Annotated in this window: 17 protein-coding genes; 10 read left to right on the top strand and 7 right to left on the bottom strand. The window is 60.6% G+C overall.

What is annotated here, in order from left to right; genetic code table 11:
* Positions 1-5,579, top strand: a 5,579-nt coding sequence (locus tag LG30_RS0114615; protein ID WP_033131431.1) for a VCBS domain-containing protein, incomplete at its 5' end; no start/stop codon positions are given.
* Between the two features lie 220 nt (positions 5,580-5,799).
* Here LG30_RS0114615 and mdtH read toward each other — a convergent pair.
* Entirely contained in the window at positions 5,800-6,993 is a 1,194-nt protein-coding gene (gene mdtH / locus LG30_RS0114610; RefSeq protein WP_033131430.1) for a multidrug efflux MFS transporter MdtH, read from the bottom strand.
* 210 nt (positions 6,994-7,203) lie between these two features.
* On the opposite strand from mdtH, the gene LG30_RS0114605 reads away from it, so the two are divergent.
* The gene (locus LG30_RS0114605; protein WP_033131429.1) at positions 7,204-8,097 is read left to right on the top strand and encodes a LysR family transcriptional regulator; all 894 of its coding nucleotides are present in this window, start codon (positions 7,204-7,206) and stop codon (positions 8,095-8,097) included.
* A 71-nt stretch (positions 8,098-8,168) separates the two neighbouring features.
* On the opposite strand, the gene LG30_RS0114600 is transcribed toward LG30_RS0114605, so the two are convergent.
* Positions 8,169-9,941: a M4 family metallopeptidase gene (locus LG30_RS0114600; RefSeq protein ID WP_033131428.1), complete on the bottom strand. Its 1,773-nt coding sequence runs from the start codon at positions 9,939-9,941 to the stop codon at positions 8,169-8,171.
* Positions 9,942-10,288: 347 nt separating this feature from the next.
* Here LG30_RS0114600 and LG30_RS0114595 point away from each other — a divergent pair, with 347 nt between their 5' ends.
* The 8 genes from LG30_RS0114595 to putP all read left to right on the top strand — a co-directional run bounded on the left by LG30_RS0114595 (position 10,289) and on the right by putP (position 19,229).
* The gene (locus tag LG30_RS0114595; protein WP_033131427.1) at positions 10,289-10,843 is read left to right on the top strand and encodes a GNAT family N-acetyltransferase; all 555 of its coding nucleotides are present in this window, start codon (positions 10,289-10,291) and stop codon (positions 10,841-10,843) included.
* 73 nt (positions 10,844-10,916) lie between these two features.
* The gene (locus tag LG30_RS0114590) at positions 10,917-11,474 is read left to right on the top strand and encodes a GNAT family N-acetyltransferase (RefSeq protein ID WP_033131426.1); all 558 of its coding nucleotides are present in this window, start codon (positions 10,917-10,919) and stop codon (positions 11,472-11,474) included.
* A gap of 172 nt (positions 11,475-11,646) precedes the next feature.
* Positions 11,647-12,753, top strand: a complete 1,107-nt coding sequence (locus LG30_RS0114585; protein WP_033131425.1) for a 1-acyl-sn-glycerol-3-phosphate acyltransferase — start codon at positions 11,647-11,649, stop codon at positions 12,751-12,753.
* A 301-nt stretch (positions 12,754-13,054) separates the two neighbouring features.
* Positions 13,055-13,525, top strand: a complete 471-nt coding sequence (locus LG30_RS0114580; protein WP_033131424.1) for a NanQ anomerase/TabA/YiaL family protein — start codon at positions 13,055-13,057, stop codon at positions 13,523-13,525.
* 234 nt (positions 13,526-13,759) lie between these two features.
* Positions 13,760-14,959: an acetate kinase gene (locus tag LG30_RS0114570; RefSeq protein ID WP_033131422.1), complete on the top strand. Its 1,200-nt coding sequence runs from the start codon at positions 13,760-13,762 to the stop codon at positions 14,957-14,959.
* A gap of 129 nt (positions 14,960-15,088) precedes the next feature.
* Entirely contained in the window at positions 15,089-16,345 is a 1,257-nt protein-coding gene (locus LG30_RS0114565) for a mechanosensitive ion channel family protein (protein ID WP_033131421.1), read from the top strand.
* A 169-nt stretch (positions 16,346-16,514) separates the two neighbouring features.
* Positions 16,515-17,438 carry a L,D-transpeptidase family protein gene (locus LG30_RS0114560; RefSeq protein WP_033131420.1) on the top strand — a complete coding sequence of 308 codons (924 nt, stop codon included), beginning with the start codon at positions 16,515-16,517 and terminating at the stop codon, positions 17,436-17,438.
* A gap of 276 nt (positions 17,439-17,714) precedes the next feature.
* Positions 17,715-19,229, top strand: coding sequence for a sodium/proline symporter PutP (putP, locus tag LG30_RS0114555; RefSeq protein WP_033131419.1), 1,515 nt, complete (start codon positions 17,715-17,717; stop codon positions 19,227-19,229).
* A 61-nt stretch (positions 19,230-19,290) separates the two neighbouring features.
* On the opposite strand, the gene LG30_RS0114550 is transcribed toward putP, so the two are convergent.
* The 5 genes from LG30_RS0114550 to LG30_RS21635 form a co-directional block, all read right to left on the bottom strand.
* On the bottom strand, positions 19,291-19,881 hold the full coding sequence (locus LG30_RS0114550) for an MliC family protein (protein WP_033131418.1): 591 nt from the start codon (positions 19,879-19,881) through the stop codon (positions 19,291-19,293).
* Between the two features lie 147 nt (positions 19,882-20,028).
* On the bottom strand, positions 20,029-20,634 hold the full coding sequence (locus LG30_RS0114545) for an NAD(P)H-dependent oxidoreductase (RefSeq protein WP_033131417.1): 606 nt from the start codon (positions 20,632-20,634) through the stop codon (positions 20,029-20,031).
* Between the two features lie 56 nt (positions 20,635-20,690).
* A complete protein-coding gene (locus LG30_RS0114540) occupies positions 20,691-21,122 on the bottom strand; it encodes a MerR family transcriptional regulator (RefSeq protein ID WP_052101100.1) in 432 nt (143 codons plus the stop codon).
* 219 nt (positions 21,123-21,341) lie between these two features.
* Complete coding sequence (locus LG30_RS21645) at positions 21,342-21,989, bottom strand: glutathione S-transferase family protein (RefSeq protein WP_081966195.1); 648 nt, start codon at positions 21,987-21,989, stop codon at positions 21,342-21,344.
* A gap of 365 nt (positions 21,990-22,354) precedes the next feature.
* The gene (locus LG30_RS21635) at positions 22,355-23,086 is read right to left on the bottom strand and encodes a hypothetical protein (RefSeq protein ID WP_081966193.1); all 732 of its coding nucleotides are present in this window, start codon (positions 23,084-23,086) and stop codon (positions 22,355-22,357) included.
* Positions 23,087-23,240: the final 154 nt, after the last annotated feature.

Here is a 23,240-nt window from a genome sequence, read left to right as displayed (position 1 = left end):
CCGTGAGCCAGACCAGCACGCTGACCATCACTATCACCGGCGCCAACGACGCGCCGGTGCTGACACCGGATGTGGGGACGGTGAACGAAGACGCCATCCTGACCGTGAATGCGGCCAACGGCGTGCTGGCCAACGACAGCGATGTGGACGGCAACATCCTGAAGGTGACCGGTATCTTGAACGGCACCACGGGTTCGGCCACCGCGGTCAATGCCAGTGGCGACACAGTGCTGACCAACAGCTATGGCACCCTGACCATCCGTGCCGACGGCAGCTACAGCTTCAACGCCAACGGGGCGGATGCGCAGAAACTGGCGGCGGGCCAGACTGCGGGCGTGGTGTTTACCTACACCGCGACCGACGGCACCGTGAGCCAGACCAGCACCCTGACCATCACCATCACCGGCACCAATGACGCGCCGGTGCTGCAGGCTGATGTGGGCTCGGTGAACGAAGACGCCATCCTGACCGTGAATGCAGCCAACGGGGTACTGTCTAACGACAGCGATGTGGACGGCAACATCCTGAAGGTGACCGGTATCTTGAACGGCACCACGGGCTCGGCCACTGCGGTCAACGCCAGTGGCGACACTGTGCTGACCAACAGCTACGGCACCCTGACTATCCGTGCCGACGGCAGCTATAGCTTCAACGCCAATGGGGCGGATGCGCAGAAACTGGCGGCGGGCCAGACTGCGGGCGTGGTGTTTACCTACACCGCGACCGACGGCACCGTGAGCCAGACCAGCACCCTGACCATCACCATCACCGGCACCAATGACGCGCCGGTGCTGAGCATCGACAAGGGGGCCGTAGTATCTGAAGAGGGCCTTGCTGGCGGTATCGCCGATACGGCAGGCAACAGCGACACCACGGATAGCGTGGCTGCCAGCGGCAAGATCACGGTCGGTGACCTGGATAGCCAAGATAGCCTGACCATCAGCCTGAGTGGGCCGGCCGGTCTGACTTCCGGCGGTACTGCGGTGCAGTGGAGCTGGAATGCTGCCACCAAGGTGTTGACCGGCTATACCGGTACGGCGGGTGGTGCGGACTACAAGGCGGTGGTTGAGGTCAAACTGACCGCGCCGGCTGGCGGCAAGGGGGATTGGGGCTACGACGTGACCCTCAAGGCTCCGCTTGACCACCCGGTCAAGGGGAGTGAGGACGTGCTCAACTTCCAGATCGGCGTGACAGTATCGGATGGCAAGACCACCACCACTGGCAGCCTGCCCATCTCGGTCGAGGATGATTCCCCGATCGCGGGGGATGCGGCGGCCGTGTCCGTCACCAAGACGGATATTCCGGCTGCGCTGACCGGTCTGTTCGATCTGACCCAATACAGCGGCAACAAGCTGTCCCTCGGCATGGCAGGTTTCACCATCACGGCCCTGGGCTTCACGTCTGCGACCAATTCGACATTGATCGCGGCGAATGTGAATGGCTCCAGCTCCGGGTTGGGGGTGTCCAGTGTGGCAGCCCCTTACCACAACATCGCCAACGAGATCGATTTCCGTCACTTCGCCAATGGTACCTCGGCCTCCGAGCAGCTGATCGTCAAGCTGGATGCGGGCAAGGTCGCCTATGGCGCCAACATCAAGTTCAGTCAGATGTTCGGTGGCGAGCTGGAGAGCGGCGTGGTCGAGTTCTACCGCGGTGGCGTGCTGATCGGTACCCAGACCTTCAGCTCAAACGCTGCGGGCGGTGACTATGCCGGCAACTTCCAGGTGCAGCAGGGCGGCTTCGACACCATGGTGATCAAGGCCACCAACAACGGTAACACCAACACTTCCGACAACAGCGACTTCACCGTGAAGAGCATCGAGTTCCTCGGTACCAGCACGGCGCAGGCCATCGCCTACGGTTCGGGCACCGTCACCCCGCAGTGGGGTGCGGATGGCAAAGGCTATATGCAGCTGCTCGGCTCGTCCGAGACTGCGTTGACCACGGCCACCGGCAAGCTGATCACCACCTCGATGGAGTCGGCCAATACCCTGGTCGGCAAGGCCAGCGATGGCTCTCTGGTGTTCCGTCTGGAGTTCACCCCGGCCACCGGCAAGTGGGAGTTCTTCCAGTATCAGAATATGTCCAAGCCGCTGGGCGACGGGGACATCGACTTCCAGATCAAGGTGGTGGATGGGGACGGCGACTCCAGCCAGGGGTCCTTTGCTACCAAGCCGCTGTTCACCCCGACGGTGGAGGGGATATCCAGCGGGAGCGTGACTGAAGGCGGCAGTCTGAGCCACGGCGTGACCCTGTCCGACGCGACTCAGGAAGCGACCGAGTACGACTTCGCCATCAGAGGCAGCGGTACCAACCCGGCCTCCAGCCTGGACTGGGGAACAGCCCAGTTCAGCAACGGGGTGACCTATAACAGCGCGACCGGCAAGATCACGGTGCCGGCCGGGGTATCCGGCTTCACCGTGACCATTCCGACGGTGGACGATCGTCTGGTCGAGGCGAATGAGACCCTGTCGGTGACCATAGGTGGTCAGATCGGCACCGGTACCATAGTGGACAACGATCGTGCGCCGACCGCGACGGGTGGCTACAGCGCAGGGCTGGAAGATCAGCCGCAGGTGCTGAAGTGGGCCCAGTTCGGTGCCAGCGACGATCAGGCGGTAACCGATCTGAGCGTGCAGATCGGTACCTTGCCCCTCAACGGCAAGCTGGAATACCTCAACGCGGCCGGTCAGTGGGTCGCTGTGAAGGTGGGGGATCTTATCTCCTACGGTGACATAGATACTGGCCACCTGCGCTTCGTGCCCGGCCTGAACGAATCGAGCATCAACGCCAGCAACGGCAGCGGTGCCGTCACCGGCAATATGAAGGGCGACTACGCCAGCTTCGGCTATCAGATCAGCGATGGCGCCAACCTCAGCAACAGCGGCAAGCTGGTGCTCGACGTGGCGGCGGTGGCCGACAAGCCGACGGTCAACGTGATCCTGTCCGGCAATGGCATACCACTCTACAGCCAGAGCTTCCCGAGCGCAGGCATCACCACCAGCCAGTTCCAGTCCGGCAACTTCAACAAGACGGCCTTCGGGATCACCAGCAATCTGACGGACACGACCAGCGGTCAGGATGCAATCACCGGCACCAGTGGCAACGACTACATAGTGAGCCAGAAGGGCGGCGGCGATAACTTCACCGGCGGCCAGGGCAATGACGTCCTGGTGGGCAGCAACTCGACCCAGGGGGACTCCCTCTACGGCGGTGACGGTAACGACATACTGGTGTCAGGCCTCGGCAATGACGGCCTCTACGGTGGCGCAGGCACAGACGTTGCCGTGCTGACCGGCAACCGTGCCGACTACGTGATCCAGAAAGGCAGCGGTTATTCGACCAATGATCGCTGGTTCAACTTCTATGTGACGGAGAACGGCGCGGCCACCACCAAGGCGCTGCACGACATCGAATATGTCCAGTTCGCCGATGGCATCTATCAGATCAATCAGGATACGGGTGGGCTGACCCTGGTGCAGCCCACCGTGGTCGATTATCCGGTGGAACTGAACGCCTCCCTGAGCGACAGAGATGGCAGCGAACAGTTCGATAGCCTGGTGTTGAGCGGCATGCCGCAGAACTCCCAGCTCTATAGCGGCAGCTTGTTGCTGGGCACCGCTGGGGCCGATGGCAAGATCATCCTCACCTCCGGCAGCGGTCTGTGGAGCGCAAGCGCGCTGGATCTGAAGCTGACCGGGCTGACCCTGCGCGTACCGGGCGGCAGTGCCGGCCAGGTGGATCTCAAGGTCGAGGCCATCGCCAAGGAGGTGGGGACCGATCAGACCAGCTCCGCCACCGACGATGACAGCATCCGCCTGAGCTACTTCAATGCCACCGAAGGGGAGCCGGGCGACCAGAACCGGACCTATGGCAGCGAGCACAACATAGTGGTGGGAGATCTGGATGGCAGCGTGGTGTTGCCGGGCCAGAACTACAACATCGCCTTCATGGTCGACAGCTCCGGCAGTATCGGCACCAGCGCCATGGACACCATCAAGCTCCAGCTGGCACAGGTCTTTGCCAGCCTCAAGAGCAGCGCTGGCTCGGATGGTGCGGGCAAGGTGAACATCTTCCTGGTGGACTTCGACACCCTGGCCAACAAGTCGGTGAGCGTGAACCTCAAGGACACGAATGCCCTGAGCCAGTTGCAGGCGATCCTCGACAGCATGGATGGCAGCAGCAACAACGGCGGCGGCACCAACTACGAGGATGTGTTCAAGGCCACGGCCAACTGGTTCAACAGCGCAGCCGCGCTGGGCAACACCAACGCCAAGAACCTGACCTACTTCATCACCGATGGCAAGCCGACCTACTACCTGGACGATGAAGGCAGCAACCCGATCCTTCGTGATCGCGGCGGCTCATCCAACGATGTTTATCTGAACAGTGTCATCGGTACGACTTATGTCTATGGGCAGACCTATACGGTGAATGGCAGGACGGTGATCACTGCAAGCGGTGTTGTTTACAACTACAACGGCAGCCAGATCGGCTACATGCGTGCGGATGGCAAGGGTGGCTATACCTACTCGACCCTGGGTGGTAACGGCCAGGATTCGACCAATACCACCATCACCAACTCGGTGGCAGGTTTCGGGCTGTTGACCGGGATGGGGGTGACCGTCGAGGCGATCGGGCTGGGGGCGAACATCTCCACCAACGACCTGAAATCCTACGACTCCGATGGGGTGATCAAGACCGGGGTCAATGCCTCGGATCTGGCCAATGCCATCCTGGGTACCTCGGTCAACAACCTGCCGGGGGCAGACCGGATCGACGGCGGGGCGGGCGATGACATCCTGTTCGGCGATGCGCTGCACTTCGCCGGCATTGCCGGAGAAGGCTACGCGGCGGTCAAGAGCTATGTGGCGGCTCAGCTGGGTCGCGACGTGCTGGATGCCGACGTGCACCGCTATATCCAGGAGCATGCCGCCGATTTCGATCAATCTGCCAACAACGACAAGGCGGATGTGCTGCTCGGCGGGGAAGGCAACGACATCCTGTTTGGTCAGGGTGGTGACGACTTCCTGTACGGCGGTGCCGGCAACGACATCCTGTTCGGTGGCAGCGGCAACGACTCCCTGTTCGGTGAGGCCGGTAACGACACCCTCTATGGCGGTAGCGGCAACGACACCCTCTATGGTGGTGCCGGCAACGATATCCTGAGCGGCGGGCTGGGCAACGACATCCTGGTCGGGGGGTTGGGCAACGACATCCTGACTGGCGGTACGGGTGCCGATACCTTCACCTGGCAGAAGGGGGACACTGTCGCTGGCACGCTCAGCAAGGACTATGTCGTCGACTTCTCCAAGGCGGAGGGGGACAAGCTGGATCTGAAGGATCTGCTGGACAGCGATGGCAGCAAGACGGAGAGCGCGTTGAAGAGCCTGCTCTCGGTCTTCCAGGACAACGAAGGGGTGCATCTGCAGGTCAAGGAGAGCAGCACGGCACCGGTGACTCAGGAGATAGTGCTGATGCACCATACCTTCGATACCCTGACCGGCGGCGCGGGTTCCACGGCCAACCAGGTCATCGACTTCATGTTGCAGAACAACATGCTGAGTATCGACAAGTAACCTGACGCCAGGGTGAGCAACAAGCGGCAGATCAATCTGCCGCTTTTTTTATGGGCGTCCGGCGCCGATATTGCCGTGGGGCTTGCGGTGCCAGGGGATGAGAATGGGTGGATTCGGTGGTGGTCGCTGGAAAGGGCCATAAAAAACAGGGCGCCGGATCCGGGGATCCGGCGCCCTGTCGGGGAGGGCTCAGCAGACCGGGGGGATTCCCCGGCCGGGGTCAGGCATTGACGTGAGACAGGCGCGAATCGCGCTGGAAGCAGTTCACCAGCAGTAACAGGGTGACGACCCCGACGGTGCCCAGCACCAGCCAGGGCAGCCAGGGTTGCCCCTGGGCATTGGCGTAGTCGTGCAGGGCGCCGCCGCCGACATAACCGGTCATGCCGCCCAGCGCCAGCCCCAGCCGGCTGAACCCCATGTAGCTGCCACGGGCGCCCGGTTGCGCCAGCTTGGTCATGAGCGTCTCCCGCGCCGGCTCGGCGATGACGATGCCGAGATAGAAGCAGGCCAGCAGCATGAAGACGGCGGGCAGGGTGGTGGCAAAGGCCACCAGTCCGATGCCGGCGGTCATCAGCAGCACCCCCGCCATCAACCGGCTCTCCAGCTTGAAGTGGCGCTCGCCGTAGCGGGCCAGCGGGTAGAGCAGGGCCAGTGAGATGGCCGTCTCCAGGGTATACATCCAGCCCACCGCCGTGGTGCTGCCCGCCATCTGCTTGACCAGGATGGGGAAGATCAGCATCACCTGTACCCAGAGTGCGTAGTAGCCGCTCAGGATCAGCACCAGTCGGCAGAAGGCCTTGTCCGCCAGCACCTGACCGAGGCCGGCCCGGATCGGGGTCGGCCGCACCGAGAGCTTGTAGGGGGGCAGGATCAGCAGGTTGCACAGGGCGGCGCAGACGAACAGGGCGGCCCCCAGCAGGCAGACATACTCGAAATCGAAGTTGAGCAGCCAGCTGCCGAGCAGGGCGCCCACCACGGCACCGGCGCTCTCCAGCATCATCAGCAGGGAGATGTAGCGGCCCCGCTCACGCGGACGGGTGAACTTGATCACCAGGGCGGCGCGGGGAGGGTCGAACAGGCAGCCGCCGAGCCCCGAGATGATGCAGGAGAGGATGAGTTCCAGCCCGCTCTGGGCGTAGGCCAGGCTGGCGAAACCCAATGCCCGCAGCAACATGCCGCAGACGATGAGCGGGCGGGCGCCGAATTTATCGGCGAGCGAGCCACCGAAGACCCCCAGTCCCTGCTGGGTCAGCTGGCGCAGGCCCAGCGCCAGTCCGACCACCCCGGCAGCCCAGCCGAGTTGATCCACGAATCGCAGGCTTATCATGGGCATGACCACGAAAAATCCCAGGATCACCAAGAGGGAATCCAATGCCAAGAACCACCGCCCCAACCGCCTCGCCCGCTCCACCATGACCCTCAAACCCCTGCTTGCATCGATGACTTTATCTATGTGTGTGTTCATTGCCCGAACGGCGGCGTCACCAAACAGAGCCAAGGACGGAGATAAGTCCCTGACTCGGCGGCGCTATGCCAATCTCATGACAATTGATACTGCTATTCTGGGAGGGGGCCAGATATAGTGGTAGCCGACAACTGGCTATATTTCATATTGGATTCCGTTATGGCTATGACCCTCGATGATCTGCAATTGCTGCTGGATGTGGCCAACCGTGGCAGCTTCAGCAAGGTGGCCGCCATTCGCGGCTGGTCCCAACCCATGGTCAGCCAGCGGATCGCCGTGCTGGAGCAGGAGCTGGGGCAACCCCTGTTTCTTCGTCATCGCCGTGGCGCCACCCCCACCCCGGCCTGCGAGCAGTTCCTGCCCGCCGCGAGTGCGGCTCTGAGTGCGCTGGAGGGGGGCCGGCTGGCGATGCAGGGCGCCCCCGCCCTGCCACGGATCCGGCTCGCCTGTCTGCCCTCCCTGACCACTGTCGTCTTCGGGCCGCTGCTGCTGGCTCTGGTGGACGAGGCGTTCGAGATCCGCTGCAACACGGATCACTCCGGCATCATCATGCAGGAGCTGCTGACCGGGGAGACCGACGTCGGCTTCATCTTGAAATGCCCTGCCATCTCGGGCATCCAGCTTGAGCTGCTCTATCGCTCCCCCATCATCGCGGTGGCCAGTGCCGCCCACCCGCTTGCGGGTAGGCGCGGATTGACCCTGCAGGACATCGCCAACGAGCGGCTGGCTCCCCAGCAGTGGGGCACCGGCTGTGACGAGCTGATCCTGCAACTGCGGCTGCTGCGCCAGGTGGCGAGCCCGCTGCATGCCATCCAGCCCGCCAGTGCGGCGCGGGAGCTGGCGTTGGAGCATGGCTTCATCACCCTGATGCCGGCGCTCGCCATCAGCCGGGATCTGGAGTTTGGCCGGTTGGTGCAGCTGGACGTGGTGGACTTGCCGCCGGATCACTGGGACGTGATGATGGCCTGGCGCAGCGGCAAGCGGCCGAACCGGGAGAAGGAGCGGGTGCTGGAGGCGGCCAGGACCCTGGCCAAGCGCTGGGCGGGCCGCTGAGCATAAACCGCCGGGCATGAAAAAGCGCCGGACAAGTCCGGCGCTTGAGGTTATCTCCGCTCAAGACCTTATCAGTAGCCGGCTTTGAGGGTCAGGCCAGAGAAGGCGCTGAAGGCGCTGAGCTGGACGTGCCAGGTGCCTGCCTTGGGGGAGTTCAGGGTGCAGGTCTCGGCATTGCCGCTCTTGTAGGGACGGCAGTCATAGCTGGTGCCGGTCGGCACGGCGCCGAACTTCACGTAGAGATCCGCATCCCCGCTGCCGCCACTGCTGGCGATCACCAGCTTGCTCTTGCCGGCGGGCACATCGATGGTGAAGTTCAGCTTGCCCCCCTTGGCGGCGGAGAGCCCTGTCACCGGTACGCCGTTTTGCAGCACGTTGCCGGGTTGAGGGGGCGTGCCGCCGCAGGAGGCGTTGACGCCGACCGCGGTGAAGGCGGCGGTCACATCGGGCAGGCTGTAACCCAGATCTGCGGTCGCCTTGGTCACGCCGCAGGCGCCCTGATCGTAGGTGGTGTTGGCACCCCAATAGAGGCGGTTGGCCAGCACGAACACCTCGAACGCCTTGCGGGTGTTCCAGCCGCTGGTGTTGGCCAGCAGGTAGAAGGCGCGGTTGTAGACACCGGAGCTGTGGTGCACGTCGATGCCATCATAGTAATCGCTGGCATGGCCGATGGAGCTGCCATCCCGGGTCGGATCCTCGAAGTAGCGCAGCGAGCCGTTGCCCTTGAAGATCTGGGCCCCCACCAGCCAGTCGTTGCTGCCCTTCATGTAGTTCTCGGCCGCTTCCCCCGCCATGTCGGAGAAGGCCTCGTTGATGCCGCCGGACTGGCCGGAGTAGACCAGCCCCGAGTTTTGCTCGGTGAAGCCATGGCTCACCTCGTGGGCGGCCACGTCCAGGCTCACCAGCGGATAGAAGGTGGTGGCACCGTCACCGAAGGTCATCTGACTGCCGTCCCAGAAGGCGTTCTCGTAGTTGCTGCCGTAGTGCACCCGCATCTTGAGCTTGAAACTCAGCGGCGCCGTGTTGTACCAGTTGCGGTACATGTCGAACACCACGTTGCCGAAGAAGTGGGCGTCGTTGAGGGGCGAGTAGGCGCCGTTGATCTCCTTGACCCTGTTTTCCGGGCAGTTGAACTGGTGCACGGCTCCACCCGAGGTGGCGTGGTTGAGATTGATGGTGTCCACGTTGGTGCTGATCATGCGGCAGTTGTCATCCACCTGCAGCGGGCCGAAGTCCGCGCCGTAGAAATACTTGCCGGTCTTGAGGTTGCCGCCAGGGCCGGTGGCGTCCTGGTGGTTGATCCCCTCCCAGCGCTTGATCTCGGTGCCGCTCTGGGCATCGACCATCACGAAGGGACGGCTCGGCTTATCGCTTGCCGCGAGCCAGGAGACCAGATAGACCAGACGGGCCTGACCGGCGTCGTCCTGCATCACGAACAGCTTGACCTGCTCGTTGCTGCCTTTGGCACCGGCGCGTGCCTTGAGAGCGGCATCGGCAGGGGAGAGCGCTGCCGTGGGGCTGGCGACGTCGGCGCCGATCTGGCGCAGCACCCGGCCGGAGACCTGATTTACCTGGCCCGCGGGAGATTGCTCAGCCACCACCACCTGACCCCAGACCGGGATCCCTTGCCAGGTCTGCTCGTAGCGCACTCGCTGCTGGCCGTTGGGCAGCTTGACGACCCGTACCTGGCGAAACTCGCCATCCCCGGCCAGGGTGCTGATACCGGCGCTCGGTGCTCCCAGGAGCCCCACCAGCCCCCCTGCCTGATTCACTTCCACCTGTTCTGCCGCCATGGCGGCGCTTCCCCAGCAGGCCAGTACCACGGCCAAATATACTTTGTTCATCTCGTCTTTCCTTAAGTCGATGAAGATCAGGATCCGGGTTCGTTGCCCGGCGTTCCTACACTAGTGAGCGGGAAAGAAATTGCTGCCTGTTATATGTGACAGGACAGCATAAGGGGGTAGCAGGTTCGACTGTTACCACACTGAATCACTGCCTTGTTGATGCATTCTGGTGATTTGTGCCAAGGCCGTACGAGAATGAGTAAATGCTCAAAATGATTCCCAAATGGGTTCCTCCATATGGGGGTTGCCAGCGGGGCTTGGATACAAAAATGCCTTGGCAGACAAGGGGTTGATTGACTACATTGGCTCTCATGATGGCCCATGCCGAGCAAAGAGGAGAAGGACGCATGTTTTCATGGCAACTGGATGACGAGCTGGCGCTGTTGTTCCTGCAGCCCGACATGGCCAGCGAACTCTTTGGCCTGTGTCAGCGCAATCGCGACTACCTGACCCAGTGGCTGCCCTGGGTGCCCTACATCCAGCAGCCGGCGGACAGCGCCAGCTTCATCCGCCATGCCATCGAGAAGTTTGCCCGGGGCGAGGGCTTGACCACCGCCATCGAGTATCAGGGGGAGGTGGTCGGTGTCATCGGTTACAACCAGATCGATCAGGCACTCGCCAAGGTCAGCATCGGCTACTGGCTGGCCGAGCGATGGCAGGGCAACGGCATCATCACCCGGGCCTGTCAGGCGCTGATCCACCATGCCTTCGAGGAGATGGGCATGGAGAAGGTGGAGATCAGCGCGGCGCTGGAGAACGACGGCAGCCGGGCGGTGTGTGAGCGGCTCGGCATGCAGCAGGAGGGGATCACCCGGCGGGCGGAGCGACTGGCGGACAGGGTGGTGGATCAGGTCCACTACGGCCTGCTGCGGGATGAATGGCTGCGGCTGAGGGATCACTGATGGTATTACCGCACCTCACCACGGCCCGCACTCCGATTCGGCGAGACGACTGGCTAAAGAAAAGGGATCACTGATGGTACTGCCCCATATCGCCACGGCCCGCACCCGGCTGACTGTGTTGCCACCGGACAGGGCTGGCCTGATGCTGGATTTCTACCTGCGCAATCGGGATCACCTCAGCCCCTGGGAGCCCAGGCGCGACGAGAGCTTCTATACCCTGAACCATTGGCACGATCGTCTGCGCGACTGCTACAGCCAGTTTTTCGACGGCAGCGCCGTGCAACTGGTGGCGCTCGATCCACAGGGCGAACGGGTGCTCGCCACCTGCAACTTCACCCACATAGTGATGGGCATGTTCAAGGCGTGCCATTTGGGGTATGCGGTCGACAAGACGCACCAGGGGCAGGGATTGATGCAAGAGGTGGTGGCCGCCGGTATCGAATATCTGTTTCGCGAACGTGGCCTGCACCGCATCATGGCGAGCTATATGCCGGCGAATGAGCGCAGTGGCGCCCTGCTCGAGCGGCTCGGCTTCGAGCGGGAGGGCCGGGCCCGGGATTATCTGATGATCAACGGCCGCTGGGAGGATCACATCCTCACCGCGCTCATCAATCCTGCTGTCCAGGATTGAGTGGTGGGCTCATCTGGTCACACCAGATGTGATTGGGGCGGCTTTTTCGCGATAAGATTGCACTATAGGTGCGCATCTCATACCCCTGATCCCAAAAGCGTGTAAAATTGCGCCCTGAATTTTCCCGGTCAGCAGCTGCTGGCCGCGACCCCATACTTGCAAGGCTGACATTGTGACAGAAGTAGATAGATTCGCGGACATTCGCCCCTATCGCGATGACGAAGTGCCGGCAGCCATCGAGCGGCTGATCCAGGATGATGAGTTTATCGGCGCCATCGCCAAATACCGTTTCGGCTCCCTGATGAGCTGGCTGGGCTGGGCCATTCGCCCGCTGATCCGCCAGTTCCTGCGCCACAAGTGGTCCAAGGTCACTACCGTGCGTCAGGTGCAACTGGGGGTGACCCGCTACATGAGCCGGATGATCGCCACCTCCACCCAGGGTGTGACCTTCTCCGGCCTCGAGCACCTGAAGAAAGAGCAGGGCTATCTGTTTGTCTCCAATCACAGAGACATCGCCATGGATCCCGCCTTCGTCAACTGGGGGCTGCACACCCACGGTTTCGATACGGTGCGCATCGCCATCGGCGACAACCTGCTGCGCAAGCCGTGCGCCACCGAGCTGATGAAGCTCAACAAGAGCTTCATCGTCAAGCGCTCCGCCAAGGGGCCGCGGGAGATGATGAAGGTGCTCGGCGAGCTGTCGGCCTATATTGGCCAGTCGGTGCACGAAGGCCATTCCATCTGGATCGCCCAGAAGGAAGGGCGCGCCAAGAACGGTGACGACAAGACGGATCCGGCCATCCTCAAGATGTTCTACGTGGACGGCAAGAAGCAGAAGATCCCGTTCGTCGATTACATGCGCAGCCTCAACATAGTGCCGGTCAGCATCAGCTACGAAGTGGATCCCACCGACAAGGCCAAGGCGCGGGAGCTGTACGAGAAGTCGGTCAACGGCAGCTACGAGAAGGGCGAGTTCGAGGATATCGAGAGCATAGTCGCCGGTATCGTCGGCCAGAAGGGGCGGGTACACGTCTCCTTCGGCGCCCCTATCACCGAGGGCTTCAGCGATCCGGACGAGCTTGCCGCCCTGATCGACAAGGCCATCTGGAGCAGCTATCGCCTCTTCCCCGGCAATTATCTCGCCGCGGATGTGCCAGGTAAGGCCAGCACCATCGAGCAGACCGCCTTCCTGACCCGCCAGTCAGAAGTGCCAGCAGAGCACAAGGCCATCTGGCGAAGCATGTATGCCAAGCCGGTTGAGAACGCCAACAAGGTTTGAATGAAGCCGGTTGAGAGAAAAAAACGGGAGCAGATGCTCCCGTTTTTGCGTCTGGTCAAAGTTGGTGGCAATAGGGTAGTGAATAATATTGTTTCAGCTGGTACGATCATCTGGTGAATGAGCGGGTATCTCTTGGCAAGAAGCGGGCGACTGTGCAACAGTGACCCGGCGCCGACGAGATGACCTATGCTCTTCTTCAGTCTGCATGGATGGCAGACGGCGCTAGACAAGGACCTTTGACGGGTCCTTTTTCATTGGCAGACAAAGATAGACAGCGAATACACCTAAGGATGCGCATCTCATGATCACCGGCAGTCTGGACACCTTGCAACGCACCCCCTTGCCCGCGCCATTGGCCCGCATCATGGCAGAGGTGGTGAAGGACGTGGCCCACTGGCGCGACGCCCCGCTCGGCAAGACCGAGGTCGATGGCCTCAAGCTGTTCTGTCTGGTGAGTGAAGAGCTGACCGAGCCTGCGGCGGATCGCCGTGGGGAGTTTCATGAGCAGTACCTGGATATTCAGCTGCTGCTGCGTGGTGAGGAGTGGATCGGCGTGGGGCCCCATGCCTACCGGAACGACGGTGCCGATCACCCCCATCCCGATCTCTGGTTCGTCGCAGACGAACAGACCAGTTATCTGGCGTTGCAGCCCGGCGACTTCGCCATCTTCTGGCCGGGAGAACTGCATCGCCCTCTCTGTACCCTGACCACCCCCGCCAAGGTGAAGAAATTGGTGGTCAAGGTCCACAAAGAGCTGCTGGCCGAACGCTAGCCAGCGGCGCGGGGGCGCAGGGCTCCCGCCCAGGACGAGGCTGGTTCGGATGAACGGGCCAGTCCCGAATTGACGATTTGACGAGTGCGCAGCGCGCCCATGAGGCCGGCACCGACCGTATTGAAAAATTGGGCGCACTTTCCTGCGACCATAAGCCCCCGACAGGGGAATCCCATCCATGCTGGATGACACGACACTGTCGGCATAAAGCCGAAGCACAGGAAGATGTAGAACATGAGCAAGTTGGTATTGATCCTTAACTGCGGTAGCTCTTCCCTGAAATTTGCCGTGATGGACGCACAAACCGGTGAGGACATGCTGTCCGGTCTGGCCGAATGCTTCAATCTGGATGATGCCCGTATCAAATGGAAACTCCATGGGGTCAAGGGTGAAGCCATGCTGGGGGCGGGTGCCGCTCACCAGGCCGCCCTCGACCACATAGTGGGTCAGATCCTGCCCCAGGATCCTACCCTCGCCGAGCAGCTGGTCGCCATCGGCCATCGTATCGTGCACGGTGGTGAGCAGTTCTCCCGCTCGGTTCGCATCGATGATGGCGTGATCGCCGGCATCGAGGCCGCCATCCCGTTCGCGCCCCTGCACAACCCGGCTCACCTCATCGGCATCCGCGCCGCCTTGAAGGTCTTCCCGGCCCTGGCCGAGAAGAACGTCGCCGTGTTCGACACCGCCTTCCACCAGACCCTGCCCGAGGAGGCCTACCTCTACGCGCTGCCTTACAAGCTCTATGAAGAGCACGGCATCCGTCGCTACGGCGCCCACGGTACCTCTCACCGTTTCATCGCCGAAGAGGCCGCGAAGGCACTCGGCAAGCCGCTCTCTGAGCTCAACATCATCAACTGCCACCTGGGCAACGGTGCCTCCGTCTGTGCCATCAAGAACGGTGAGTCCGTCGACACCTCCATGGGGCTGACCCCGCTGGAAGGGCTGGCGATGGGCACCCGCAGTGGCGACATCGATCCTGCCGTGGTCTTCTTCATGCACGACCAGCTCGGCTACAGCGTGGACGAGATCAACCACTGCCTCACCCGCGAGTCCGGCCTGCTGGGCATGACCGAGGTGAGCAGCGACTGCCGTTACGTCACCACCCACTATGCGACCGACGCCGGTGCCAAGCGCGCACTGGATGTCTTCACCTACCGGGTGGCCAAGTACGTCGGCGCCTATGCCGCCGCCATGGACGGTCGCCTCGACGCCCTGGTGTTCACCGGTGGCATAGGTGAAAACGCCGCCATGGTGCGCGAGATGGTGCTGGCGCGGCTGGCGCTGTTCGGCTTCAAGGTCGACAAGGACGCCAACAACGCCGCCGTGCTGGGTGGTGAAGGCCCCATCACCACCGCCGACAGCCGCCTGGCGCTGGTGATGCCCACCAACGAAGAGCTGGTCATCGCCCGCGATGCCCTGAGCCTGGTGGGCTAACGCCAGCGCTCTGATACAACGCCCGGCCCTGCCGGGCGTTGTCGTTTCTGATGCAGATTGCGGGTCTGTCATTTGACATGACGGACCAGATACGTACCCTGACGGCAGTTTCACGTCGCAGAGGTAGAGATGAAGGAGATATTTTTCAACTGGTTGTCCGGTCTCGGGGTGGAGGTCACCGCCATGATGGCGCTGGTGATCGCCCTGAGCTTCATCGTGCTGACCGCGTTGGCACTGCACCTGGTGCTGCACCGCATCCTGCTGGTGCGCCTGGTGGGGCTGCTCGGCAAGACCAAGCAGGTGTGGCTGCCGCCCCAGTTGCAGCAGCGGCTCTTCTACCGGCTCGCCTTGGTACTGCAAGGGGCCGTGCTGCTCGGTCAGGCGGAGATCTGGCTGCCCAAGGCATCCGACAGCCTGCAGCTTATCGAGATGCTGGCCCAGCTCTGGATCCTGCTGTTCCTGCTGCTTGCCCTGTTCGCCCTGCTCGACTGTCTGCTGTCGGTGAGCCGCTATACCCGGCTCGGACGGGATCTGCCCCTGCGCGGCATCTTCCAGGGGGTGAAACTGGTGGCCAGCATACTGGTCGGCATCCTGATGATAGCCCTGCTGCTCGGCAAGTCGCCGCTCTTCCTGTTCAGCGGCCTGGGGGCCATGACTGCGGTACTGATGCTGGTGTTCAAGGACCCCATCCTAGGTCTGGTGGCCGGGATCCAGCTCTCCGCCAACCGCATGCTGAGCGTCGGTGACTGGCTGCAAATGGACAAGTACGGCGCCGATGGCGAGGTGACCGACATCGGCCTCACCACGGTCAAGGTGTCGAACTGGGATAAGACCATCACCACCATCCCCACCTATGCACTGATCTCCGACTCCTTCAAGAACTGGCAGGGCATGACCGAATCCGGTGGCCGCCGCATCAAGCGCAGCGTCAACATCGACATGACCAGCGTGCGCTTCCTGACGGCAGACGAGCAGCTGACACTCAAGCAGGCCAAATTGCTGGCCCCCTATCTCAGCCGCAAGGAGCAGGAGCTGAGCAGCTACAACCAGCAGCTCAGCGATGCGATCAGCTGCCCCATCAACGGTCGCCACCTCACCAACCTGGGGACCCTGCGCGCCTATCTGGATGCCTACTTGCGGGCCAATCCCAGCATTCGCAAGGACATGACGCTGATGGTGCGCCAGCTGGCACCGACCAGCGAGGGGATACCGCTGGAGATCTACTGCTTCACCGCGACCACCGCCTGGGCGGACTACGAGGGGATCCAGGCCGATATTTTCGACCACATATTTGCCATTATTGGGCAATTTCATCTGCGGTTGCATCAATCTCCAACCGGTTATGACATGCGCGCCTGGCAAAGAGAGACGGTCAGCAACGACTAAGGCCTGCGGCGATAGGTCAGGGCTTAATATCCTTGTCCCTGTCGCCCCATTTGCTGGTTGAATTTTTACCCGTAGAGGAGAAAAATGGCCGCCTTCTCTTCGCCCCGGGCGCGCAAGCCGCTCCCGGCCTGGCCAGAGTCCTGAATCACCCCAATATCACAGGAAAGTTATGACGCTCCTCCACAACACGGCGGCTGCACTGTGCTGCAGTCTCATCCTGGCTGCCCCTGCGTTTGCCATCGAATATGCCCTGCCCGAAGCCAACAGCCGGCTGGTGGGCGAGAATCTGGAATACGTGGTGCCGGCAGAAGAGGCTGGCCAGCCGCTGGAGGCCGTCGCCGCCAAGTTCCAGCTGGGATTGACCAACATGCTGGAGGCCAACCCCAAGGCGGATCCCCTGTTGCTGCAGGCGGGCGAGAAGCTCGTCGTGCCGCACCAGCTGATCCTGCCGGATGCCCCCCGCGAAGGCATAGTGCTGAACGTGGCCGAGATGCGCCTCTACTACTACCCCAAGGGCAAGAACGTGGTGGAAGTGCTGCCCATCGGCATCGGCCAGCTCGGTACCGACACCCCGGAAAACTGGGTGACCAGCGTGCAGCGCAAGAAGGCGGGCCCGACCTGGACCCCGACCGCCAAGATGCACGCAGAGTATGCCGCCCGTGGCGAGCCTCTGCCGGCAGTCTGGCCGGCCGGCCCGGACAACCCCATGGGACTGTTCGCGCTCTATATCGGCAAGATGTACGCCATCCATGGCACCAATGCCCAGTTCGGCATCGGCCTGCGGGTGAGCCACGGCTGCGTGCGACTGCGTAACGACGACATCGAGTATCTGTTCAAGCAGGTGCCGGTCGGTACCCGCGTTCAGTTCGTGAACCAGCCGATCAAGGCTTCGGTCGAGCCGGATGGCAACCGCTACCTGGAAGTGCACCAGCCCCTGTCCCGCAGCCAGGAGGAGTTCAACTCCAGCCTGCCGGCCCCGCTACCCATGACCCCGGCCGTGACGCGCTTTATCGCCCATGCGGACAGCGACTCCCAACTGATCAAGCAGGCGCTGGAACAACGCAGCGGCATGCCGATCGCCATCAATCGCTGATCCTGGCCTTTTCTTATGTGACAGCCCCGGCCCCAGGCCGGGGCTTTTTTTATGTCATCGGACCAGAGACGGCGGGATAAGTCGTTGCTGCAATGGCATAATATCCGGCTAATTCATCCCTGAGTAGTTACTTAATTAGTTAGCAAACGGTTTCATTGTGTTTTTTATTTGTTAAAAACAGTTGAGCTTATGGGATCTGCTGATTACTCTAGGGCGGTTTTTTTAAGGATGAACCCGTCGTCAGAACGGGTACACAGTCACATAACGGAGTTTTGAATGACAGCTAGCACCCCAATGCTCATCACCTTCCTGGTGTATATCCTAGGTATGGTTCTGATCGGCTTCGTCGCCTATCGCGCCACCCGCAACTTTGACGATTACATTCTCGGCGGCCGCCGTATGGGGAGCTGGGTCACCGCCCTCTCCGCCGGGGCCTCCGACATGAGCGGCTGGCTGCTGATGGGCCTGCCTGGCGCCGTCTTCATCGGCGGCATCTCCGAGAGCTGGATCGCCATCGGCCTCACCATAGGTGCCTACTTCAACTGGCGCTGGGTGGCCGGTCGGCTGCGGGTTCACACCGAGAAGAACCGCAACGCCCTGACCCTGCCGGACTACTTCACCTACCGCTTCGAGGACAAGAGCCGGGTGCTGCGCATCCTCTCCGCCCTGGTGATCCTGCTGTTCTTCACCATCTACTGCGCCTCCGGCGTGGTGGCGGGGGCCCGCCTGTTCGAGAGCACCTTCGGCATGAGCTATGACACCGCCCTCTGGGTCGGCGCCGCGGCCACCATCACCTACACCTTCTTCGGCGGCTTCCTCGCGGTGAGCTGGACAGATACGGTGCAGGCCACCCTGATGATCTTCGCCCTGATCCTGACCCCGGTGTTCGTCATCATCGCCGTCGGCGGCATCGACACCGCCATGGTGCAGGTGGCGGCGCAGAATGCCAGCAACCTCGACATGTTCAAGAACCTGGACTTCATCGCCATCATCTCCCTGATGGCCTGGGGCCTGGGCTACTTCGGCCAGCCCCACATACTGGCGCGCTTCATGGCGGCGGACTCCCATCACTCCATGGCCAGCGCCCGTCGCATCAGCATGACCTGGATGGTGTTCTGCCTGGGCGGCGCCGTGGCCATCGGCTTCTTCGGCCTCTCTTACTTCTCCACCTTCACCGAGCAGGCTGCCGGCGTCACCGCCAACCCGGAGCGCGTCTTCATCGAGCTCTCCAAGATACTGTTCAACCCCTGGATTGCCGGCGTGCTGCTCTCCGCCATACTGGCGGCCGTGATGAGTACGCTGAGCTGCCAGTTGCTGGTCTGCTCCAGTGCCATTACCGAAGATCTCTACAAGCCCTTCCTGCGCAAGAATGCCTCCCAGAAAGAGCTGGTGTGGGTCGGGCGCGCCATGGTGCTGGTGATTTCGCTTATCGCCATCGCCGTGGCGGTGAACCCGGAGAACCGGGTGCTGGGGCTGGTGAGCTACGCCTGGGCCGGCTTCGGTGCCGCCTTCGGTCCCGTGGTACTGCTCTCCGTGCTCTGGTCGCGCATGACCCGCAACGGCGCCCTGGCCGGCATGCTGGCCGGTGCCCTGACCGTCATCGTCTGGAAGCAGTTCGGTTGGCTGGGTCTGTATGAAATCATCCCGGGTTTCGTCTTCGCCACCCTGGCCATAGTGGTGTTCAGCCTGCTGGACAAGGCGCCCTCCAAGGCCATGCTGGATCGCTTCGACGAGGCAGAGCGTGAGTTCCAGACTCCCCCTGTCTCGGCTGAGCCGGTCATGGTGAGATAAATCACGCACGCTGAATAAACAAAGCCCCGCAACTGCGGGGCTTTTCCATGGTGGCGCGGGTTTATTGGCCGCTGACCCGGCACTGCCGGGGGGGTTGGTCATAGCGCTCCAGCCTGGCCTCGTTCCCCTTCGTCGGCAGCGTGAGATTCTGCCCCTCGTAACGGGCACCGCTGGCGCTGGGGGCTTCAAAGGCGAGCACCTGCGACTGCTGCGCCCCCTCGCTCAGGTTGATCACGGCGGCGGGCCGCTTGGCCTCGTTATAGAAGTAGGTCGAGAGCCGGAGCTCGCCGTCGCACTGGTAGTCGACCGGGCTTGGCACCATCAGCTGGCCCCCCTTTATCTGCAACTCTGTGATGCGCAGCTGGTAGCTCTCCTCTACGCATTGGCGCGAGTCGCTCTCTTTCCAGCACTCGTTGCGCCCCTTGATCCAGCCGCGTTGCATCGCCTTCTCCGTCTTCGCCTGTTCGGCCGACAGCTTGGCCAGCGCCTTGGGATAGAGGGCGGCGAGTTCGTTATCCAGCGCCGCCAGCCCGGCGTCCTGGCAGACAAGCTGCTCGGCCGCGCTGTGGGCCTTGGCACAGTCAAAGGAAGGGGTAGCTGCACTGGCCAGCAGCGGCATCAAGGCGAGGGTGCCAAGCAACATCTTGTTCATCGAAAAGGCTCCAGCAAGGGGGATTCCCACTTACTACAGCACAAGGGCGCCGGGCCGCCGAGGACTTTTTCACCCCAGGCAAGCTTGTCCGCATCTCTGGACACCGCTGCCGACAACCCTAGTCACCAGAGTCGCCGCTGCCCTGGCTTAGGTTCGCCGCCGCGCCAGCCGCTGCGCATCACTGCGGGCCGCGGCGGCAGCATGGCCCAGCCAGCGCTGTCGCTCCCGCTCGCCCGAGGTATGGACAGGCCCCAGATGCTGGCGATGGGTCAGCCTGATGCCACAGAGCCCCAGCACGGGCTTGTCGAGGGTACGCTCGACGGGAGAGCCCAGCCACCAGCGGTAGTACCAGAGCGGGCTGTCCATGGTGAGCAGCAGGCGCGCCGTCTTGCCAGCGAGCAGGCGTTCGGGAAGCGCCTTGCCTTTCTGATAGCGAAAGGCGAACCCCGAGAGCAGCACCCTGTCCAGCAAGCCCTTGAGCCGGGCCGGCAGGTGGCCCCACCAGAGGGGGGCGACGATGACCAGATGCTGGGCCTGCTTCAGACTCTGCTGCAATGCCAGCAGATCGGGCTCGAGGGGCTGCGCCTCGTCATAGCCATGGTGCAGATCCGGCTCGAAGGCGAGCTCCCCCACGTGATGCAGGGTGACTTCTGCGCCGCCCTCCTCGGCGCTGCGGGCATACTCCCTGGCCAGGGCATGGCAGAGGCTGTCGGGTTTGGGGTTGCCGTTGATGATAAGCAGCTTGGGTGTCATGGCGTGGCTCCTGATGAAATGAGCCACCATTAGACCCCATGTCCCATGGGACAGAGTCAAGCCACCTTGTGTGCCCGTCCTGCAAGCCCTTGCTCAGCCTGTGGGTGCGGCTCGCTCTGGCCGGGGGCGCCATAGCGGCAGGGGTGCTGCGCCAGCAGCGTGGCGCACTGGCTCAAGCCCTGATGCTGGCGTTGCAGCCTGGCGACCTCCGCCTCGATCTGCGCCAGCTTGCCCGCGATAAGCTGTTCCACCTTCTGCCAGGGAAACTCGGCGAGACTGGTGAGGCCTGCCAGCAAGGGGACAAGCTCGCTCAGCTTGCAGCCGAGCTGCTGGGCCTGGCGAATAAAGCCGACCCACTCCAGATCCTCGGCCCGGTAGACGCGATACTTGCCGCGCCGCCTGGGCTCGGGCAGCAGCCCGAGCTGCTCGTAGAGACGGACTGCCTTGGGTGTGGTGCCCGCCAGCCGGGCAAATTCGCCGATATACATACTGCTGCTCGCAAAGGTTGTTCGAGTAGGGGCTCACTATAGGCCAGTGGCAGGGGGGAATGAATCCCCATGGGGGAGGGAAGAGTTGGATTGGCAGGGGACTCCCACCTTGCCAGGCAAGTGGGCTATCGAGATGGTGGGTGCCTCAGATTTTATGTGCATATCGCGAACGTCCGATTACGCTTCGCTCATCGAATTTATGACCTCTTGAGGCTTGTGTCATGAGTATGACTTGAATGGCGCAAGGTCTATACCTTCAATGTTACAAACCGCCTCAATAGTTGGATTTGAGCAAAGCCGCTTCAAGTACGCCGCAAGATGCTTGAAAGTAAGTGGTGATTTTTCTATTGGTAACGACCATCCTGCAAGCATGAACAGAAAGTAGTCACATGCTGTTAGCGTGTCACCAAGTAAGTATTCATTGTGTTCAAGCTGGTCGTTGATAATAGATAGTGCATCAGAAATTCTGTCATCTTGCGCCGCTACAATATTTGGGATGGTCGCTTCATCATTCGTATGACGGTGTGGGTAATAACGAACCATAAGCTCTGCTTGCAGCGTGTTATTAAGAAATGCCAGCCATTGATAAAACAAGGGGCGATGAGGGTTACCTATGGGGGGCATTAAATTTGATTCAGGGTGCAATTCGCAGATATGCATACAGATAGCTGAGCTTTCGAAAATTGGCTGTTCATCTATAACTAACGTGGGTATGCGGCCGGCTGGGTTAATTTTAAGATAATCCAATGATTTCTGTGAATTTGATTTTTTATCAACCAATAAGAGCTCATAGTCTGCATCTAAATGGTGAAGCAAGAAATGAGGGGCTAGACTCGCATTATTGGGGTAGTAATAAAGCTTGAACAAAACTGACTCCTTCTTCTTGAAGCTAGCGCATATTTATAATGCCTACCTAAGCGGCTTGCTCGCGGTCGGACAGCACATGCCAAATACCTGATTGATATTTTTGCTGTTCCGAAAGTTGACTAAGAATTAATTAAAGGGCAAGCCACAACTCCAAGCATCAAAACCCATAGAATAGACAATATCTAATTTAAAGCTCTCGGCTTTTCTTAGATACATCCTTGTGGACTCACAAATTTTATAAAAGCATATAACGCCGAGCTAAAGGGTGATGCCACATAAACCATGCTTTCCGCAGACCACGTTCAACACAAAATTCACCGCACACCAAAAATGCCACGCGGTATGAGTCCCTATTGAATGCTTTGTCAGTCGACTTTGCTACATAAATCAGCCACATCAGGGCACTTAAGCAAAAATGGCTTAATTACAAAGTTTTCTTTAGGGAGCCAAAGCATTCTAAACTCTTTTTGCGGTGAATACTGATCGTTTGGTTTTACAAAACCTATCGGCCCCGGTGGTTTTTCTAAACCTGTGTAAATACGATCTTTATATTTTACTAATCCCATTCCCCCTTCTCGAACCTCAAGATGTTTATTAAGTTCAATAGAAGTACGCTTGAAAAACTCTACTGGATTTGAAATTTTGACGCAGTAGTTTCCGAATGTCTCAGACAGCTTTTCGGGCTTAAATTCTTTCGTTGTACATAGAACAAAAGCATCTGGCAATTTTTGAATGTTTGTTGCATTGCTGATAGTAATATTGGAGCATCCCTCACCAATGTGTATACCACTTCGAGCTGCCATTTCGACAAAGGCTGCATCTGAACTACTGCCAACAATATGACCAGACTTATAGGTGTGCGTTGCTTCTTCTGAATCACCTTGCAATGGATCTTCGTACGCTCGACACGCTTCTAATGTACTAATCCAAACGTTACCCTGACAAAGCGCGTCTGCTTGCCATTGCTCGGGGAAAAACCTATATATTGGCTCATTGTAACCATCTATCGATACCAATTTTGAAAAGAGATCATACTCCGCAGCCTGAACTGCCTTAAGCTCTCTCCGTTCCTTTTTTAATCTACTGCTCTTGCCCATATCCATCCACTCTGTATATTGTCATAACACTTTAGTTGTGGTGCGTGTCCTAGTGAGCGAGGCGAACGACTTAAAGTGTTTGTTAGGTTTACTTATGTTTTATATATGTTTTATTGCCATTTTTATTATAGTAAAACTTACCGCCTCTAGGGCC

It is taken from the genome of Aeromonas aquatica (assembly GCF_000764655.1).
GTDB classification, from domain to species: Bacteria; Pseudomonadota; Gammaproteobacteria; order Enterobacterales; family Aeromonadaceae; genus Aeromonas; species Aeromonas aquatica.
This window is presented reverse-complemented; position numbering and strand designations above follow the sequence as displayed.

Bases quoted from the DNA above. Each gene is read 5' to 3' on its own strand.
- LG30_RS21635 (WP_081966193.1), bottom strand. From the start codon at position 23,086: ATGGGCAAGAGCAGTAGATTAAAAAAGGAACGGAGAGAGCTTAAGGCA.
- LG30_RS0114605 (WP_033131429.1), top strand. From the start codon at position 7,204: ATGGCTATGACCCTCGATGATCTGCAATTGCTGCTGGATGTGGCCAAC.
- LG30_RS0114590 (WP_033131426.1), top strand. From the start codon at position 10,917: ATGGTACTGCCCCATATCGCCACGGCCCGCACCCGGCTGACTGTGTTG.
- LG30_RS0114560 (WP_033131420.1), top strand. From the start codon at position 16,515: ATGACGCTCCTCCACAACACGGCGGCTGCACTGTGCTGCAGTCTCATC.
- LG30_RS0114570 (WP_033131422.1), top strand. From the start codon at position 13,760: ATGAGCAAGTTGGTATTGATCCTTAACTGCGGTAGCTCTTCCCTGAAA.
- LG30_RS0114595 (WP_033131427.1), top strand. From the start codon at position 10,289: ATGTTTTCATGGCAACTGGATGACGAGCTGGCGCTGTTGTTCCTGCAG.
- LG30_RS0114550 (WP_033131418.1), bottom strand. From the start codon at position 19,881: ATGAACAAGATGTTGCTTGGCACCCTCGCCTTGATGCCGCTGCTGGCC.
- LG30_RS0114580 (WP_033131424.1), top strand. From the start codon at position 13,055: ATGATCACCGGCAGTCTGGACACCTTGCAACGCACCCCCTTGCCCGCG.
- LG30_RS0114565 (WP_033131421.1), top strand. From the start codon at position 15,089: ATGAAGGAGATATTTTTCAACTGGTTGTCCGGTCTCGGGGTGGAGGTC.
- putP (WP_033131419.1), top strand. From the start codon at position 17,715: ATGACAGCTAGCACCCCAATGCTCATCACCTTCCTGGTGTATATCCTA.
- LG30_RS0114545 (WP_033131417.1), bottom strand. From the start codon at position 20,634: ATGACACCCAAGCTGCTTATCATCAACGGCAACCCCAAACCCGACAGC.
- mdtH (WP_033131430.1), bottom strand. From the start codon at position 6,993: ATGGTGGAGCGGGCGAGGCGGTTGGGGCGGTGGTTCTTGGCATTGGAT.
- LG30_RS0114540 (WP_052101100.1), bottom strand. From the start codon at position 21,122: ATGTATATCGGCGAATTTGCCCGGCTGGCGGGCACCACACCCAAGGCA.
- LG30_RS0114600 (WP_033131428.1), bottom strand. From the start codon at position 9,941: ATGAACAAAGTATATTTGGCCGTGGTACTGGCCTGCTGGGGAAGCGCC.